The organism is Arthrobacter sp. 05N428_2 (assembly GCF_056397065.1).
Genome location: NZ_JBFTMR010000001.1, coordinates 54,175 through 71,015, shown reverse-complemented (window position 1 = coordinate 71,015; position 16,841 = coordinate 54,175). Strand labels below are relative to the sequence as shown.

The window sequence follows — 16,841 nt, the reverse complement described above, 5'->3', positions numbered from 1 at the left end:
AATGGTAGGGCTGAACGGCCCGCGGGCGGGCGGGACGGCCGCAGTAGGATGCAAGTAACCGCAGACGCCGGGTCTTGCGTGGAGAACGAGGCGGGACAACCGTGAAAATTGCGTTCCGGTATCCGCTGGTGATGGGCACTGTCGTTGCCCTTTTAGCAGTGGTGTTGCTGCTGGCTTCCGGCCAGGAAGGGATCGCGCGGATCGCCGCGAGCATCTACGCGCTGGCCGTGGCCGCGTACCTCGGTGTCGGCATGGTCCGCCGGCTGCTCCGCGGCCAGTGGGGCATCGATATCCTGGCGGTCACGGCCATCGTCAGCACAGTGCTGGTGGGTGAGTTCATCGCCTCGATGATCATCGTGCTCATGATGGCCGGCGGCACCGCGCTAGAGGACTACGCGGCGGGCCGGGCCAAAGGCGAGCTGACGGCCCTGCTGGAGCGCGTACCGCAGACCGCGCACCGGGAACGCCCCCCCGCAGCCGGGACCTCCGTCGCCGGAACCCAAATTGACGGTCAGCACGAGGACGTGCCCGCCGTCGACGTCGAAGTCGGCGACATCCTGCTGGTGCGGCCCGGCGAAGTGGTGCCGCTGGACGGGGTGCTGCTCTCCACGTCCGGGACCTTCGATGAGTCCTCACTCACCGGCGAAAGCCTGCCGGTGGAACGCGCCGCCGGCGACGGCCTGATGAGCGGGTCCTTGAACGGCCAAGCCGCCATCCGGATGCAGGTCACGGCCCTGATGGAGAACTCCCAGTACAGCCGGATCGTCGCCCTGGTAAAGGAGGCGGCAGAGAGCAAGGCGCCCATGGTCCGGCTGGCGGACCGTTACGCCGTCCCGTTCACCGCCCTCGCCTACCTGCTGGGCGCCGTCGGGTGGATCATCAGCGGCAGCCCGGCCCGTTTTGCCGAAGTGCTGGTGGTCGCCACTCCCTGTCCGCTGCTGATCGCCGCACCGGTCGCCTTCCTGGGCGGCATGAGCCGTGCCGCCCGCGGCGGCATCATCGTCAAATACGCCGGCGTGCTGGAACTGCTGGGCCGGATCAAGACCGCCGCCTTCGACAAGACCGGAACCCTCACCTACGGCCGACCGGCCTTGGTGGAGGTCCGGGTCACCGGCACCCTGGCCGAGGACGAGGTGCTGCGCTGGGCGGCCTCCGCGGAGCAGTACTCCTCCCACGTGCTCGCCGCGTCCGTGATGGACGCCGCCCGCTCCCGGGCGCTGGGCTTTGAAAGCGCCTCCGGGGCCACCGAATACGCCACCCACGGGGTCCGGGCCAGCTTCGGCGGCCGGGACGTGGTGGTGGGCAAGCCCACCTTCGTGGCCGAATCGGCCGCCGGAGTGGAAGAGACGGAACTGGCCAGCGGCGAACTGGCCATCTATGTGGGGGTTGGCACGGAATACGTCGGCTGCCTCGTGATGAGCGATCCGATCCGCGCCGAGGCGCGGCGGACCCTCGCCGAACTCCGCGCCCTGGGCGTCACCGAGACCGTGATGCTGACCGGCGACGCCCAGGCCACCGCCGAGCACATCGCGGAGGCCGCCGGGGTCACCAATGTCAGGGCTGAATGCCTGCCGCCGGACAAGGTGGACGCCGTGCGGTCGCTGCCGCACCGGCCGGTGCTGATGGTGGGCGACGGCGTCAACGACGCCCCCGTCCTGGCCGTCGCCGACGTCGGAATCGCCATGGGAGCGCGGGGCTCGACGGCGGCCGGCGAGTCCGCCGACGTCGTGATCATCCTGGACGACCTGTCCAAGGTGGCCTCGGCCGTGCGGATCAGCCAGCGGACCGTGAAGGTGGCGCTGCAAAGCATCTGGATCGGGATCGCCCTCAGCGTGGCGCTGATGGTGGCGGCTGCGGCCGGCTACGTTCCCGCCATCGCCGGCGCCTTGTCCCAGGAGCTGGTGGACCTGGCCACCATCCTGAACGCGTTACGGGCCCTCAGTTCCGGGCGGCGGCCTACGGGCCCGGGGGCCGGTGGCGGTCGCGTTACTTCCCGGACGCCTGCGACTCGGCTGCCGCGATCCGCGGGACGGTCCTGAGGTAGCTGTCCGGGTTCAGCGAGATCGAGTCGATGCCCTCGCCGACCAGGAACGCCGCAAACTCCGGGTGGTTGCTGGGGCCCTGCCCGCAGATGCCGATTTTGATCCCGGCCGCGTGCGCCTTGCGGATCGCCTCGCTGATCATCGCCATGACGGCCTCGTCGCGCTCGTCGAACAGGGCCGCAAGCTGCGCCGAATCCCGGTCCACACCGAGGACCAGCTGGGTGAGGTCGTTCGAGCCGATTGAGAAACCGTCGAAGCGGGACGCGAACTGCTCGGCCAGGACCACGTTGGACGGGATCTCGCACATCATGTAGACCTGCAGGCCCTGCTCGCCGCGGACCAGTCCGTTCTCCGCCATCACCGCGAGCACCTTGTCCGCCTCCTGCGGTGTCCGGCAGAACGGGACCATCACGATGATGTTGCTGAACCCGAGTCGTTCCCGGACCCGTTTCAGCGCCCGGCATTCGAGCGCGAAGCCGTCCCGGTACCGCTCGTCGTAGTACCGGGACGCGCCGCGGAAGCCGAGCATCGGGTTCTCCTCCGCCTCCTCGAAAGAGCCGCCGCCAATAAGGTGCGCATACTCGTTGGTCTTGAAGTCGCTGAGCCGCACAATCACCGGGTTCGGGTGGTAGGGCGCGGCGATCTTCGCGATGCCCAGGGCCAGGGTGTCCACGAAGTAGTCCTTCGGATCCGCGTAGCCGCGGGTCAGTTCCCGGATCTGTGCCGCCTCCTGCCGATCGGCGACCCGCTCCGGGTGGACCAGCGCCATCGGATGGACCCGGATCAGGGCGCTGATGATGAACTCCATCCGGGCCAGCCCGACGCCGGCAGCCGGCAGCCGCCACCACTGGAAGGCGGCCGCGGGGCTGGCGATGTTGACCATGACCTTGGTGCGCGTCTCGGGCAAATCCCCAAGGTCCACGTCCTCGGTTTCAAACGCGAGGCTGCCGGCGTACACGCGGCCCTGGTCGCCCTCGGCGCAGGACAGGGTCACGGCCTGGTCCTCCGCGAGGACGCCCGTGGCGTTGCCGGTCCCGACGACGGCCGGCACCCCCAGTTCCCGGCTCACGATCGCCGCATGGCTGGTGGGGCCGCCGTGGTCGGTGACGATCCCGGCCGCGCGCTTCATGATGGGAACCCAGTCCGGGTCGGTCATCTCGGTGACCAGGATGGCGCCGTCGCGGAACTTCTCAATGTCGGCGGCGCTCCGGATCACGCACGCCGTCCCCTGCGCGATCGAGTCGCCGATCGCCGCGCCGGTTACCAGCAGGGTGCCCGTTTCCAACAGGTGGTGGAGGGTGAACCGGGAACCGGTCTTGAGCGACTGCACGGTCTCGGGCCGGGCCTGGACCATGAAGAGTTCGCCGGTCTCGCCGTCCCTGGCCCACTCCATGTCCATCGGCCGGCCGTAGTGCTCCTCGACGCTCACCGCCCAGCGGGCGAGGGCGAGGATCTCGGCGTCGGCCAGGACGAATGCCCGGCGCTCGGCGTCGGAGGTGTCCATGGTCCGGGTGCGGGCGTGGCCGCCGCGGCTGTACACCATCTTCCGCTCCTTGGCGCCAAGGGACTTTTCGATAATCGGGCTGATTCCCTGCGCCGCCGCGTCCTCGGTCAGCAGCGGCTTGAACACGAGGTACTTGTCCGGGTTGACGCTGCCCTGCACCACGGTCTCACCCAGCCCCCAGGCGGCACTGATCACGGCCACCCGCGGGAAGCCGGAGTCCGTGTCGATAGAGAACATCACCCCGGAGGCGCCGACGTCGGAGCGCACCATCCGCTGGACCCCGATCGAGAGGGCGACGTCGAGGTGGTCGAAGCCCTTGACCTCCCGGTAGCTGATGGCCCGGTCGGTGAACAGCGAGGCGTAGCAACGCCGGCAGGCGTCCATCAGCTCCCGGTCGCCGGTGACGTTCAGGAACGTTTCCTGCTGGCCGGCGAAGCTGGCATCGGGCAAGTCCTCGGCGGTGGCGCTGCTGCGGACGGCGACGGATAGCCGCTCCAGGCCGGCGCGCTGCCCGAGGTCCCCGTAGTGCGAACGGATGGACTCAGCGATGTCCGGCGGAAACTCGCTCGCCAGGAACAGTTCCCGGATGGCCTCCCCGGTTTCGCGCAGCGTCGCGTCACCCGCGCGGTAGGCCAGGATCCGCGAGCGCATCGCCGGTTCAATCCCATTGGCCGCGATGAAGGTCCGGTAGGCCGCGGCGGTGGTGGCGAAGCCGTCGGGAACCCGCACCCCCCGGGGTTTGAGGGACTGGATGAGTTCGCCCAGGGAGGCGTTCTTCCCGCCGACCTGCGGGACGTCGCCCATGCCGATGTCTTCAAACCAGACCACGTGTTCGGGCATGCCGGGGCTCCTCTGGTGTTGGTCCGCCTGTGCTCTGATCCTGCTGGCCGGCGGCTTCCGGGGTCAGAGTCTTTGGACCTTTTAGGCGGCGCGGGCCTTGCGGCCTGACCGACGGTGCCGCGCCAGCTTATAGAGCCAGTCCGCGAGCAGGACCGCGGGGATGGCGCCGAGGGCCACGGCCAGCCCCCCGGGTGTCGGCGGGGACTGGCCCAGCAGGGCGGCGAGCGGGCCGAGGAACAGGAACACGGAGAGCAGCCCCAGCTCTGCCAGCACGGCCCAGAGCAGCAGCCGGTTGGTGAACCAGCCCAGGCGCCAAGGCGGGGCGGTGGCGCTGCGGCAGGCGAAGGCGTTGGCAAGTTGGGCCAGGACCACGGTGGTGAACGCTGCGCCCGAGGCTGCCATCAGCACGTCCGACAGCGGCAGTTCGGCCCCGGGGCTCCAGCCGGCGCCGAGGAGCACGGCGGTGTAGGCCGTCATCTCCATCAGCGCCTCCACCGGGCCCAGCAGCCCGAAGACCCGGAACATGAGGGCGCGGTCCATCAGGTGCCGGCGTTCCGGCGCTCGTTTCAGGGCCCCTGTGCTGGGCGCTTCGCTGCCGAGGGCGAGGGCCGGCAAGAGGTCGGTTCCAATGTCCAGGGCGAGGATCTGCAGCACGCTCAGCGCCAGCGGGAACCGCCCGCCGGACAGGGCCCAGATCACGAACGGCGTCAGTTCGGCCACGTTGTCCGTGAGGTGGTACGTCAGGAAGCGGCGGATGTTCGCGTAGGTGGCGCGGCCCTGTTCCACCGCCGCGATGATCGTGGCGAAGTCGTCGTCGAGCAGCACCAGGTCCGCCGCCTCGCGGGCCACATCGGTGCCGCTGAGACCCATGGCGACGCCGATGTCTGCCTGCTGCAGGGCAGGCCCGTCGTTGACGCCGTCTCCGGTCATGGCCAGCACGTGGCCGCGGTGCTGCAACAGCCGGGCCACCCGGAGTTTTTGTTCCGGCGTCACCCGGCTGACCACGACGCCGTCGCGGTCCAGCAGCGCGGCCAGCACCTCGTCGTCCTCCGGCAGGGCGTGGCCCTCCAACACCGTCTCCGGGGAGCCAATCAGGCCGGTCTCCCGCGCAATGGCAGCGGCCGTGAAGGCGTGGTCGCCGGTGACCATGCCCACCTTGATGCCGGCCTCGCGGGCCGCCTGCAGCGAGAGCCGCACCTCGGCGCGGGGCGGATCGTGCAGGCCGATCAGCCCCAGCAGCGTCAGCCCGGTCTCAACCTCCTCGAGCTTGAAGCGGTCGCCGGGCAGGCCTGGCAGGCTCCGCTGCGCGACCGCCAGGACCCGGAGCCCGTGCGAAGCCATCTGGTCGACCATCTGCAGGGCGCGGTCGGCGCCGCCGCCGCCGTCGCCCCTGCATAAGGGGATCACGGACTCCGGGGCGCCCTTGACGAACAGCGTCGTGCCGACGATTGCGGACTCCCGCAGCCGGCGGGGATCGAAGGCAAAGCGGTGCGACGGCGCCGGTTCCTCGGGGCCGGCCAGCCGGGTGGCCAGCGCATCGATCGCGGCTTCCATCGGGTCTCCCTCCGCGATCCACTGCCCCTCGTGCGGCACCGCCCGGCCCACCGAGGCGGCACGGGCGGCGGCGCTGAGCCGCTGCCCCGCCTGGAACGCTCCGGCCCCGGCGGGGGCGCCGCCTTCCCCGGTGACCAGGGCCTCCGGCCCGTAGCCCGGGCCGGTGATGCCGAGCAGCCCGGCGGGCGTCCAGACCTCGACGGCGTTCATCCGGTTCTGCGTGAGGGTTCCGGTCTTGTCCGTGCAGATGAAGGTGGTGGAGCCGAGCGTCTCCACCGCCTGCAGGTTCCGCACCAGGGCGTTGCGCGCGGCCATCCGCTGGGCACCGATGGCGAGCGAAAGGGTGACGGTCGGGAGCAGGCCCTCGGGCACCAGCGCCACCGCCACGCCGATCGCGAAGAGGAATGCATCGCGCCAGGAGATGCCCACCAGCAGCGAGAGGATGAAGAACAGGGCGCCGATGCCCAGGGCCACGCCGGCGACAATTCGGACAATCCGTTGCAGCTCCAGTGCCAGCGGGCTCGGCGGGGCCTCGACCTTGCCGGTCAGCGACGCGATCTCGGCGAGCCTGGTCTGTCCGCCGGTGCTGGCCACCAGGCCTTCGGCCGTGCCGATAACCAGGAAGGTTCCACCGAACGCGGTGTCGCCGGCGGCCTTGCTGACCGCTTCGCTTTCGCCGGTGAGCATCGATTCGTCCACGGTGCAGCCCGCGGCCAGCGCCAGCCGGAGATCCGCGGGCACCCGGTCCCCGGCAACCAGCACGACGGCGTCGCCGGGCACGAGTTCGGTGGTGTGTACCTTGATGACCCGGTTGTCCCGGCGGACCGAGACCATGGCAGGCAGTAACTCCCGCAGTTTGGCGGCGGCGTGCTGGGCGCGTTCCTGCTGGATGTAGGCGAACACCCCGTTCACCACGATGACGACGACAATCGCGACGCCCAGTTGCGGCATCCCGGCGATGAAGGCGAGGACGGCCGCGACCCAGAGCATAAGCGCAAAAAAATGGGTCAATTCCGCCAGGAGCCGTCGCCAGCCCGGGACCGTGCTGACTTCCGGCAGCCGGTTCGGTCCGCTGCGTTCCAGCCGCTGGGCCGCCTCCGCTGAGCTGAGGCCGGGGAGCCCGGGCAGGGGCACCACGCCCGCGGGGGTCACCGCCCGCCGGTCTTCATGCACAGCACCAACCTCGGCCCCGCGTCCGGCACCTCATGCTCCCGAGGATGCCCCTGCAGGTAGCGGCTGGTAAGGGCCAAAGGTCACCGCAGGGACGCAGGAACTCCGGATAGGAGCCTAGGGTTCAGCGACTCCGGCACCACGGCCTCTCCAGCCGGGCGTCAGTTGCCTGCGGGCGCGGGCGGCCGCTGCCGCCCCAGGGCGCGGAGGTAGGCACCGAAGCCCTGGGGTGCCCGCGCCTGGGTCCGGCCGGAGGTCAGGACCCGCATGCTGTCGGTGGCGATGACGGTGAAGGCCAGGCTGCGCAGGCTCTGGACCAGGCTTCGGTCCTCATGCGATTCCTGTTGGGTGAAACCGCCCGCGGCGAGGTAGGCGGAGGCCCGGACGCCGAAGTTGGCGCCATAGACATGCGGGTGGTTCTCCTCGAAGGGGTGGCGGTCCAGCCAGCGGCGCAGCAGTTCCGGGTCCATGCCCGCCGGGTCAGGTTCCACGGAACCCAACACCGCATCCGCTCCCGCCTCGGCGAACTCCAGTTGCCGGACCAGCCAGTGCACCGGGACCAGCGAATCGGCGTCCGTGTTCGCCAGCCAGGTCCGCCCCGGCCACGGCGCGGGCGTGGAGCGCTGCCCGCGAACGGGCCGGGGCCGGCGGAGCACCGCGGCGCGGATGCCTGCCGCCCGGCTCGCGCCGGCACTGCGAAGCCGGACTTCGAGCGCGCTGATGCGCGGGTCGGCGTCGGCGTACCCGGCGGTGATCGCGGCAGAGCGGTCGGTGCAGGTGTCCAGGACCACCACCACCCGGACGGCGACGTCGGGCCGCGTCCGCTGCAGCTCGTCGGCGGCGCGCTGCACCGCCCGCAAGGCCCGGTCGAGCTGCTGTTCCTCGTTGTGGGCCGGCATGACGACGGCGACGGCGTCGATGCCGGGGCGCCGCGGCGGGGGCGGGGCGGCCGCGCCGGTCACGGGAGCTGCTCCGGGGCGCGGAAGACTTCCAGCACGAAATCGCGCTCCCGGTGCAGGCCGGCGCCGGGCCAGCGAAGCTGCTGCCGCGCGGCGGCGTGCACGGTGTCGCCGTCGAGCTCCCAGCCCTCGATGGGGTGGCGCCAGTGGCAGAGCGCCAGCGTGCCGCCGGGCAGCAGGGTGGCTTCGACCCGTTCGAACAGCGCCGCAAGTTCCGCCGGTGAAAGGTAGTAGCCCAGCTCCGACACCACGATCAGGTCAAAGGCGCCCTCCGGCCAGTCCTGCGGGACGGTGAGGTGGCGGGTGTGCGCGCCCGGCAGGTGCTCAAGCCGCACGGCGGCGTGCGCCAGGGCGGCGCTGCTCGCGTCGACGGCCAGGAAGGTCTCGCAGCGTTCGGCGAGCTCCAAGCTGAGGGTGCCGATCGAGCAGCCGATCTCCAGGCCGGCGGTGTACCTCGGCTCCGGTAGCGCCGCAAGCGTCAGGGCGCGCTTGCGGTGTTCGTACCAGCTGGTGGCGTACTGCCAGGGGTCCTCGTTCCGGGTGTGGACCGCATCGAAGAGGGCCTCCGCGTCCGCCGCGCCGTAGCCAGGCCCGGATCCGGCGGCGCCGGCGGGCCGGTGCCAGGCGAAGGTCTCCCAGGGGCGGGAAAAATGCTCCAGGAAGGCCGCAGGGAGCAACACCCCATCCCCCGGCTGGTCGGACAATGCCTGCACCTGCGAGGTGTGGGCAGCCATGGCCTGCGCCTTGGCCCGTTCCTCCCCCGGGATCAGCGGGACCTGCAGCCAGGACTGCCAGGCCGGGTCCCCGGGGCCGGCCCAAAGCCAGTACCAGATCGGGTACTCGAGCAGCCCGTAGCCGGCCGCGCCGGCCACCTCGGCGGCGGCGGACCCCAGCGCCTCGTGGTCGGTGTGTCCGTCGTTGCGGTAGGGCGCAACCAGGACCACGCGGGCCGCCGGTTTGCCAATGGCAGCCGCGGCTTCGTGGATCGCGGCCAGCAGCGGTTCGCGGTGTTCGGCCAGCTTCCCGTCCGGCAGGCCGAGGAACCGCCAGCCGGCGCCGGGGACGAGGTGCCCAAGCGCTCCGGCGAACTCCCGCAGGCGCAGCGCGGCGAGCTGTTCCGGTGTGGCCGTGGGCGAATCGGGATGCGAGGCCTCCCCGGCCGTGCACAGCAGCACCCGCACCTCGGCGCCGAGGCCGTGCAGCCGGCTGAGCAGGCCGCCGGCGCCCAGCGATTCGTCGTCGGGGTGGGCCGCCAGGACAATAAACGCCGTGCCTGCCAGCTCTCCGGCGTCGAGCGGCAACTCCGGGAGGGCTGCAAGGCCGCTGCGCGCCCAATCCTCTTCGCTGGTCCCGGCATCGTGGTGCGTGAAGCTCACCACGGGTGATCCCCCGTGAACGTCAGGGCGCCGAGCTTGGCGTCGTCGCGCATGGCATGGTGCTGGCGGATGTAAAGCGAGAGGTCGGCCATGCGCTTGCCGTAGCGCCGATCGAAGGCCAGCGGGCCGGGTCCGAGGTTTTGGCTCACCAGCGCCTGGATGCGTTCGACGGCGGCGGCTGCGCTGCCGCGGATGCGCAACGCCTCGCTCCACGCACCGGGTCCGGAGAGCTCCCCGCCGTCGATCCGGGCCGCCGTCCGGGCGAAGTACCCGAGGAGGCCGGCCAGCGTACGGTCGATTTCACCGAGGTGCGCGAGGGCCAGCTGGTCCGGTTCGCGACCGCGGTCGGCGGCCGCCAGCAGTGCATCCTGGTACCTGCGGGCCACGGCGACGGCGCCGCCGAGCCAGCACGCGGCGACGCCGATGCCGCCCCAGGCGAATCCCGGACGCTGGTAGTACCAGCCGGGCGCACCGAGCGAGACGGCCGGGACAGCGTCGAAGTGCACGGTGCCGCTGGGAACTTCGCGCAGCCCCAGGCTGGTCCAGGCAGGGTCCGCGAAAGTGACCCCGGCCGCGTGCAGGTCAACGGCGAAAGCAGCGCGGCCGCCGCCTGCCAGCTGCGCGGTGAGCACGGCATGGTCGAGTTGCGCGGCGATCGAACACCACGGTTTGGAACCGTGCAGGAGGGTCCGGCCGCCGGCATCGCTGGCTTCCAGCGTCAGCCCGGGCGCTTCGGCGGCGAACACTCCCCAGGTCCCGTCGAACGGGATGTCGTCGAACGGGATGCCGTCGGAGAAATTATCGGGGACGTCGCCCGGCCCCTCCACCCCGGCGGCCTGCGCACCTTCGGCCTGCGCGAGAATCGCGGCGGCGTCGAGGTGGGGTTCCAGAATCCGGCCGGCGGCGACATCGACGGCGGTGACCGAGGCGAGGATTTCCCAGAGGAAAGCGGTCCGGCCGGCGCCCGGCTTCGGCGCGGACTCGCCCACGTCCTTGGCGAGGGCCAGTAGGGCCGGGACATCTCCGACGCTGGCTCCGACGCACTCCAGCAGCGGTCCGAGCGCGGCGAGGTCCTCGGGGGCGGAGCTGATCCGGACGGCCCGTGGAGAGCGGGAGTCCTGCGTCGCGTTCATTACCTGGTGTCCTTTGCGAAGTGTGCCCGGTGCGGTTCCGAGCCCGCGGTTGCCGATCGAAGCGGCCTTTTGGCCAAATCTCAGCATACTTAGTATTTGGCTGGCCCGCGCCGCCACACAGCGTCAGCGCCGCGCTTCCGCACCCCGCCACCGCCTCGCTACCGCACGAGGGCGAGGGCGAAGCCGTCCCAGCCTTTCGATCCGACCGTCTGGATGACCGTGCCGTCCAGCCGCGGGTCCTCACCCATGAGCTGCAGCGCCGCCACGATTCCCGGGGCATTCACGGGGTCCAGAGCCGGTTCCAGCACCGCGCCCTCCCAGACGACGTTGTCCATCACCACGACGGTGCCGGGCCGGCCGAGCCGGATGGCCCAGTCCAGGTACTGCGGGTTGTTTTCCTTGTCCGCGTCGATGAAGACGAGATCAAAGGGGCCGACGCCCTCGCTTTCCAACGCCGGCAGCGTGTCCAAGGCCGCGCCCACACGGACTTCGACCAGGTGGCCCAGGCCGGCCTGGTCGAGATTGGCCCTGGCCACTCCGGCGTGCCGGGGCTCGTATTCGCAGGTGATGAGCCGGCCGCCGTCGGGCAGCCCCTGTGCCATCCAGATAGTGCTGAACCCGGCCAAGGTGCCGATCTCCAGCACGCGGCGGGCACCGGAGAGCTGGACCAAGAGCTTGAGAAGTTTCCCGGCGTTGGGCGCGACCTCGATGGGCGGCATCCCGGCGGCGACGGCGGCGGCCGCCACGTGCCGCAGCGACTCGTCGGGTTGGACCACGACGGCTGACAGGTACTCCTCGACCGCCGTCCAGCGGGGCGTGGGCTGATGCTCGACCATGCGGCCCAGTCTTGCAGTTGCCCCGCCTGCAGGGTAGGCCCTCGGCCTCCTGTTACTCGCCCAGGGCCTTTTCCAGTCGGTCCAGTTTGCCCGTCAGTTCGCCCGTGTAGCCGGGGCGGATGTCCGCCTTGATGACGAGGGCGACGCGGCTGCCGTAGCGGCCCACGGCTTCCGTGGCCCGCTTCACGACGTCGAACACCTCGTCCCACTCGCCCTCGATCGTGGTGAACATGGAGTCCGTGTGGTTCGGCAGGCCGGAGTCCCGGACAATCCGCACCGCCTCTGCGACGGCGTTGTGGACGGAAGCATCATCGGTTCCTGGACCGGCCTCGGAACCGGAGGGGCGGCCTGAGGGTGCGACAGAAAAGGCAAGCAACATGGCTCCAGTCTGCCACGCCCGGACCGGGGCCGTCGTGGGCCGGACGCCGCGGACGACACGTCACAAACAGGCGTACCGGCCGGTAACAGGTTTCCTCCAACCTTGCGTTGCTACCCTGAGCAAATGAACCGGGCAGTAGACCGCAGGCCACTCCGCGCGGACGCCGCGCGCAACGTCAATAAGATTATTGCGGCGGCCCGTCAATGCTTCCGCGAATACGGTCCGGAAGTGCCGCTCCAGACCATTGCCGTCACCGCAGGGGTGGGCCCCGCCACGCTGTTCCGGAACTTCGCCGATAAGGAGGAGCTCGTCCTCGCTGCCCTGCACCAGCAACTGAAACTGCTGGTCAACCCGGTGATGGAAGAGGCGCTGGCAGGCAAAGACGCCGCCGAAGGCCTGTTCCGCGTGGTCGATGCCCTGATGAGCGTCGCCAGTGACGAAGCGAACCTCCTCGGCGCGGTGGCCGGGCGCCGCGGCGTACTCACCGGCATCACGGGGGACCTGATCGATTCGGTGGCTGTGCTGCTGGGCCGCGGCCAGGGCCAGGGCACGCTGCGCAGCGACATCTCGATGACCGATATGATCCGGCTCCTGGCCATGCTGATCGGCGTCGTGGACACCATGGAGGCCGGATCGGACGCCTGGCGCCGGTCGGCGGCACTGCTGGAGGACGCCATCCGCGCGGCACGGCCCGACCGCCCGCTGCCGCCCCAGTCACCGTTGCCCGGACCCGGGTTTGGCACCGCCTTCGGGACCGCCTTCGGGTCCACCTACGGGACCACCTACCGCTAAGCCACCGATGCGACCTGACGGGACCGGACGGGGGCCGCCGACCGGGGCCACTAACCGTCAGCCGGCTTTTCCTTCGCCGCCTGCAGGTGCTGCTGGAGTTTCTCCTCGGCCTCGCGCCGGCGTCGTGCCATCTCGCGCAGTTCCCGGGTGGACTCGGCCCCCGGAGAAACGATGTGTTCGTGCGCCTTGGGCTGGCGAGCCTTGCGGACAGCCTCCGAATGCGCAGGGGGCGCCCCGTCCGGGTCGTACGCAGCGGTACCCGGATTGTCATTTTCGGTCATTCCCGAATGCTTCCATCGGCCGTGCGGCCCAACAAGGGGCTAAAGCCCGTTGAGCACCCGGCCGCGGCGCGTCAGTTCCAGCCGAGCAGGCGCAACCCCGCCGCCGCACCGGCGCCGGCCAGCACCACCACCAGGAACGGCGCCCGGAACAACAGTGCGATGGCAGCAGCAGCGAGGGCGCCGAGCCGGGCGTCCAGCGCCAGGGACTGCCCCGACGCCACGGTGTTCACGACCGTCAGGGAGGCGAGCAGACCGATCGTCATGGTGCCGGCGATCCGGGACATCCGGGGATTGCGCAGCAGGCTGGCAGGCACGAGGTACCCGACCAGCTTCCAGGCGTACGCCAGCACGCAGGACAGCAGGAGCCATCCCCAGAGCGTCATGCGCCCTCCCCCTGGCTGCGGCCGGCGCGCCGGGCATCCAGGTGCTGCTCTGCGTACGGGTCCACATCCGGTTCCAGGCCCTCGTCGCTACGGCCATGGCTGAACCAGCCCACCACCGCGGCGACCAGCGCAGCGACCAGAATCGGCACCCCGGCCGGCACGAAAGGTACGGCAAGGACGGTGGCCAGGGCGCAGACGACGGCGATCGCGATAGGTTCGCGGCCCTTGAGCCGCGGCCACAGCAGGCCAAGAAACGCCGCCACCGCGGCGCCGTCGAGCCCCCATTGTTTCGGGTCACCGAGCGCGCTGCCGGCCAGCGCCCCGACGGCGGTGAAGAGGTTCCAGAGCACGAAGACGCCGATACCCGCGGTCCAGAAGCCCCGGCGCTGCTCCGCGGGGTCCGCTTGGCCGGTGCTCGTGGCGGTCGATTCATCGATCGTGACGTGGGCGGCCGCGAACCGCCGCCAGCCCCGCGGCTGGAGCAAGGCGTTGAGCTGCATGCCGTAAATACCGTTGCGCATGCCCAGCAGGGTGGCCGCGCTCATGGCCGCGACGCCGGAGCCTCCCCCTGCCACGACGCCGATGAAAGCGAACTGGGAGCCGCCGCTGAAGAGCAGCAGGCTCAGCGCCATGGTCTGCCAGAAATCGAGCCCGGAGGTCACGGATAAGGCCCCGAAGGACACTCCGTAGAGCCCGGTGGCGATGCTGATGGAGAGCCCGACGCGGGCGGCCGGGGACTGCGTGAGCTTCACCGGCTCACCGGCAGCCTGCTCAAGGGCGGCGCGGAAAGGGTTCCGGTTGCCCGGGGTGACCAGCGGAAAGACATGGAACCATGCAACCACAGCCGCGGGACGCCGGGTAACCGGGCGGTAACCGGCTCCGTAATCTGGTCCAGGACCTGCGTCGGCGGCCCGCCAAAACGGGACTTTTCGCAGGGGGCCGGGCGGAGCTACCGGGGGTACCTTTTGACTATGAGCAGTGTTGTGGAGATGACCGGCGTCGTTAAGCGCTTTGGGGCAGTGACTGCCCTCGATGGCCTGGACTTCGAGGTGGCAGCTGGCGAAGTGCACGGCTTCCTGGGACCCAACGGGGCCGGCAAATCGACCACACTGCGGCTGCTTCTGGGCATGCTGCGGTCCAATGCGGGGTCCGTCCGCGTGTTGGGAATGGATCCCTGGCGCGACGTCGCGACGCTGCACCGCCGGCTGGCCTACGTTCCCGGCGACGTGTCCCTGTGGCCCAACCTGACCGGCGGGGAGGTGATTGAGCTGCTCGGCAAGCTGCAGGGCGGCCAGGACCGCGCGCGGCGGGACCGGCTGCTGGAGCTCTTCGAGCTGGATCCCACCAAGAAGGCCCGCACCTATTCCAAGGGCAACCGGCAGAAGGTGGCCCTCGTCGCCGCGCTGGCCACCGATGCCGAATTGTTCCTGCTGGACGAACCCACCAGCGGGCTGGACCCGCTGATGGAGGATGCCTTCCGCGGCTGCGTGCGGGAACTCCGGGCCCAGGGGCGCACGGTGCTGCTGAGCAGCCATATCCTCAGCGAAGCCGAGGCGCTCTCCGACCGGGTCAGCATCATCAGGGCCGGCCGGGTGGTGGAGACCGGCCCGCTGGAGCAGTTGCGGCACCTGACCCGCACGTCCGTCACGGCCGACGTCGTCGCCGTGCCGGCCGGGCTGGAACTCCTGCCCGGAGTGCACGACGTGGTGGTCGCCAACCACCGGATCAGCGCCCAGGTGGATCCCGCCGGGCTGGGTCCGTTCCTGCAGGCCCTGACCGCTGCCGGGGTGCGGGCGCTCACCAGCCAGCCGCCCACGCTCGAGGACCTCTTCCTGCGGCATTATGGCTCCGGCACCGGCGCGGGGCGTCCGGAGGATCGTGCGGGCGCCGGCTCCGCCGCCGCTGGCTCCGGCGGTGCTTCCGCCGCCGTTCCAGGCGGGCCGGGCAATGCGTGAGACGCTGGCCGGCACCGGGATGCTGGTCCGGCTGGGGTTGCGTCGGGACCGCTGGCTGCTGCCGGTGTGGGTGCTCGGCTTCGCCCTTGTTGCGTATTCGACGGCGGCGGCCGGCGCGGGCCTCTACCCTGATGAGCGCAGCCGCGTCGAAGCCGCCAACGCCCTGAATGCCACCGCCTCTATCGTGGCGATGTTCGGACGGATTTACGATCCGTCCTCGCTGGGGGCCCTCTCGCTGATCAAGTACACAGCGTTCATGACTGCAGTCCTTGCGGTCCTCATGGTTGTGCTCATTGTCCGGCACACCCGGGCCGACGAGGAGAGCGGCCGGCTCGAACTGCTCGGCGGCGGACGGCTGGGACGCGACGCCCCGCTGGCCGCCGCCCTCCTTATCGGACTGGCCGCCAGCCTGGCCGTGGGGCTGCTGTCCGCCGCCGCGCTCACCGCCGGCGGCCTGCCGGCCACCGGTTCGCTGGCATTCGGTCTCGGCTGGACCGCCACCGGGATGGCCTTCTGCGCCGTGGCCGGCGTCGCAGCGCAGCTGACCGCGAGCGCCCGGGCTGCCAACGGCCTCAGCGTCGGTGTCATCGCCGTCACCTACGGCCTGCGCGCCGTCGGAGACCTCGCCGAACCGGGACCGTCGGTGCTCTCCTGGCTCTCACCGATCGGTTGGAACCAGCAGATCAGGGCGTTCGCCGGGGACCGCTGGTGGGTGCTGGTGCTCCCGGTCGCGCTCTGTATCCTCCTCATCCCGGCTGCTTTTAGCCTCCGGGCGCGGCGGGACCTCGGCGCCGGGCTGCGCGACGAGCGGCCCGGCCCGGCAGTCGGCTCGCTCACCGGGGTCTGGGCGCTGGCTGTTCGTCTGCAGCACCGGGTGTGGGTTGCCTGGGCCGTGGCGTTCGTCGTCTTCGGCGTTGTGGTCGGGTCCTTGATCGGGAACGTTGCGGAGATGCTGAGTTCTCCGAACGCCCAGGACATGGTCAAGCTGCTGGGCGGTGCGTCCGCTCTCCAGGATGCTTTCCTGGCGGCGGAGATCAGCGTCATGGGCCTGCTGGCCGCGGCCTACGGCGTGACCGCCGCGAACCACCTGCGCGGCGAGGAAACCGCAGGCCACACCGAGGCACTGCTGGGCACGGCCACCACGCGCAGCCGCTGGGCCAGCAGCCATTTCGCGTTCGCGCTGGCGGGCGTGACCGTGCTGATGGTGCTGACAGGGGTGTCGATCGGCGTCGGAGCAGCCCTCGCCGTTCAGGACGCCGGGTTGATCGGCCGGGCCATGGTCGCCTCGCTCGCCCAGATTCCTGCCGCGTGGGTGCTGACCAGCGTGGCCCTGGCCGTGTTCGGCTGGGTGCCGCGGCTGGCCGGCGCGGTCTGGGGCGTACTCCTGGCCTTCGTGGCGTTGGGAGAGTTCGGAGTGCTGTGGAATGCCCCCGGATGGCTAATGGACCTTTCGCCGTTCCGGCATTCGCCGCTGCTGCCTGTAGGTGCGGACTCCGTGCCGGATTTGGTGGCCCTCACCGCCGTCGCCGCCGGATTGGCCGCCCTGGGCTACTTCGGCTGGCGCCGCAGGGATCTGGCGCCCTAGCGTCATCGGCCGCCGCCCCATAGGGGGCACCCGCTGGGGCGCCGCCCCAGTG

14 protein-coding genes are annotated in these 16,841 nt (G+C 70.8%); 4 read left to right on the top strand and 10 right to left on the bottom strand.

The window, feature by feature from the left end:
• Positions 1-131 precede the first annotated feature (131 nt).
• Entirely contained in the window at positions 132-2,039 is a 1,908-nt protein-coding gene (locus AC1DGI_RS00340) for a heavy metal translocating P-type ATPase (protein ID WP_476897515.1), read from the top strand.
• On the opposite strand, the gene ppsA is transcribed toward AC1DGI_RS00340, so the two are convergent.
• The 7 genes from ppsA to AC1DGI_RS00305 all read right to left on the bottom strand — a co-directional run bounded on the left by ppsA (position 1,987) and on the right by AC1DGI_RS00305 (position 11,793).
• On the bottom strand, positions 1,987-4,386 hold the full coding sequence (gene ppsA / locus AC1DGI_RS00335) for a phosphoenolpyruvate synthase (RefSeq protein ID WP_476897333.1): 2,400 nt from the start codon (positions 4,384-4,386) through the stop codon (positions 1,987-1,989). The genes AC1DGI_RS00340 and ppsA overlap by 53 nt on opposite strands.
• A gap of 81 nt (positions 4,387-4,467) precedes the next feature.
• Positions 4,468-7,113 carry a cation-translocating P-type ATPase gene (locus AC1DGI_RS00330; protein ID WP_476897332.1) on the bottom strand — a complete coding sequence of 882 codons (2,646 nt, stop codon included), beginning with the start codon at positions 7,111-7,113 and terminating at the stop codon, positions 4,468-4,470.
• Between the two features lie 158 nt (positions 7,114-7,271).
• Complete coding sequence (locus tag AC1DGI_RS00325; protein WP_476897331.1) at positions 7,272-8,072, bottom strand: glycosyltransferase family 2 protein; 801 nt, start codon at positions 8,070-8,072, stop codon at positions 7,272-7,274.
• Positions 8,069-9,448 (bottom strand): PIG-L family deacetylase, encoded by a 1,380-nt coding sequence (locus tag AC1DGI_RS00320; protein WP_476897330.1) that lies wholly within the window; start codon positions 9,446-9,448, stop codon positions 8,069-8,071. Before AC1DGI_RS00320 ends, AC1DGI_RS00325 begins: the two co-directional genes overlap by 4 nt.
• The gene (locus AC1DGI_RS00315) at positions 9,442-10,578 is read right to left on the bottom strand and encodes a hypothetical protein (RefSeq protein ID WP_476897329.1); all 1,137 of its coding nucleotides are present in this window, start codon (positions 10,576-10,578) and stop codon (positions 9,442-9,444) included. The genes AC1DGI_RS00320 and AC1DGI_RS00315 overlap by 7 nt, the downstream gene beginning before the upstream one ends.
• 158 nt (positions 10,579-10,736) lie before the next feature.
• Positions 10,737-11,414, bottom strand: a complete 678-nt coding sequence (locus AC1DGI_RS00310) for an O-methyltransferase (RefSeq protein WP_476897328.1) — start codon at positions 11,412-11,414, stop codon at positions 10,737-10,739.
• 52 nt (positions 11,415-11,466) lie between these two features.
• Positions 11,467-11,793, bottom strand: a complete 327-nt coding sequence (locus AC1DGI_RS00305) for a thiamine-binding protein (protein ID WP_476897327.1) — start codon at positions 11,791-11,793, stop codon at positions 11,467-11,469.
• Between the two features lie 123 nt (positions 11,794-11,916).
• Here AC1DGI_RS00305 and AC1DGI_RS00300 point away from each other — a divergent pair, with 123 nt between their 5' ends.
• Complete coding sequence (locus tag AC1DGI_RS00300) at positions 11,917-12,585, top strand: TetR/AcrR family transcriptional regulator (RefSeq protein ID WP_476897326.1); 669 nt, start codon at positions 11,917-11,919, stop codon at positions 12,583-12,585.
• Between the two features lie 50 nt (positions 12,586-12,635).
• Here AC1DGI_RS00300 and AC1DGI_RS00295 read toward each other — a convergent pair whose 3' ends face one another.
• The 3 genes from AC1DGI_RS00295 to AC1DGI_RS00285 all read right to left on the bottom strand — a co-directional run bounded on the left by AC1DGI_RS00295 (position 12,636) and on the right by AC1DGI_RS00285 (position 14,001).
• Positions 12,636-12,866 (bottom strand): hypothetical protein, encoded by a 231-nt coding sequence (locus AC1DGI_RS00295; RefSeq protein WP_476897325.1) that lies wholly within the window; start codon positions 12,864-12,866, stop codon positions 12,636-12,638.
• Positions 12,867-12,937: 71 nt separating this feature from the next.
• Positions 12,938-13,249, bottom strand: coding sequence for an AzlD domain-containing protein (locus tag AC1DGI_RS00290; RefSeq protein WP_441401703.1), 312 nt, complete (start codon positions 13,247-13,249; stop codon positions 12,938-12,940).
• Entirely contained in the window at positions 13,246-14,001 is a 756-nt protein-coding gene (locus AC1DGI_RS00285) for an AzlC family ABC transporter permease (protein ID WP_476897514.1), read from the bottom strand. Before AC1DGI_RS00285 ends, AC1DGI_RS00290 begins: the two co-directional genes overlap by 4 nt.
• A 219-nt stretch (positions 14,002-14,220) precedes the next feature.
• Between AC1DGI_RS00285 and AC1DGI_RS00280 the strand changes: the two genes are divergently transcribed.
• Both AC1DGI_RS00280 and AC1DGI_RS00275 read left to right on the top strand, forming a co-directional pair.
• On the top strand, positions 14,221-15,204 hold the full coding sequence (locus AC1DGI_RS00280) for an ABC transporter ATP-binding protein (RefSeq protein ID WP_476897324.1): 984 nt from the start codon (positions 14,221-14,223) through the stop codon (positions 15,202-15,204).
• Positions 15,197-16,789 carry an ABC transporter permease gene (locus AC1DGI_RS00275; protein ID WP_441401699.1) on the top strand — a complete coding sequence of 531 codons (1,593 nt, stop codon included), beginning with the start codon at positions 15,197-15,199 and terminating at the stop codon, positions 16,787-16,789. Before AC1DGI_RS00280 ends, AC1DGI_RS00275 begins: the two co-directional genes overlap by 8 nt.
• The last annotated feature ends 52 nt before the right edge of the window (positions 16,790-16,841 follow it).

What these genes read in the sequence shown, in the direction of transcription:
- AC1DGI_RS00290 (WP_441401703.1), bottom strand. Translation starts at nt 13,249, where the DNA reads ATGACGCTCTGGGGATGGCTCCTGCTGTCCTGCGTGCTGGCGTACGCC.
- AC1DGI_RS00300 (WP_476897326.1), top strand. Translation starts at nt 11,917, where the DNA reads ATGAACCGGGCAGTAGACCGCAGGCCACTCCGCGCGGACGCCGCGCGC.
- ppsA (WP_476897333.1), bottom strand. Translation starts at nt 4,386, where the DNA reads ATGCCCGAACACGTGGTCTGGTTTGAAGACATCGGCATGGGCGACGTC.
- AC1DGI_RS00275 (WP_441401699.1), top strand. Translation starts at nt 15,197, where the DNA reads ATGCGTGAGACGCTGGCCGGCACCGGGATGCTGGTCCGGCTGGGGTTG.
- AC1DGI_RS00295 (WP_476897325.1), bottom strand. Translation starts at nt 12,866, where the DNA reads ATGACCGAAAATGACAATCCGGGTACCGCTGCGTACGACCCGGACGGG.
- AC1DGI_RS00310 (WP_476897328.1), bottom strand. Translation starts at nt 11,414, where the DNA reads ATGGTCGAGCATCAGCCCACGCCCCGCTGGACGGCGGTCGAGGAGTAC.
- AC1DGI_RS00340 (WP_476897515.1), top strand. Translation starts at nt 132, where the DNA reads ATGGGCACTGTCGTTGCCCTTTTAGCAGTGGTGTTGCTGCTGGCTTCC.
- AC1DGI_RS00315 (WP_476897329.1), bottom strand. Translation starts at nt 10,578, where the DNA reads ATGAACGCGACGCAGGACTCCCGCTCTCCACGGGCCGTCCGGATCAGC.
- AC1DGI_RS00280 (WP_476897324.1), top strand. Translation starts at nt 14,221, where the DNA reads ATGAGCAGTGTTGTGGAGATGACCGGCGTCGTTAAGCGCTTTGGGGCA.
- AC1DGI_RS00305 (WP_476897327.1), bottom strand. Translation starts at nt 11,793, where the DNA reads ATGTTGCTTGCCTTTTCTGTCGCACCCTCAGGCCGCCCCTCCGGTTCC.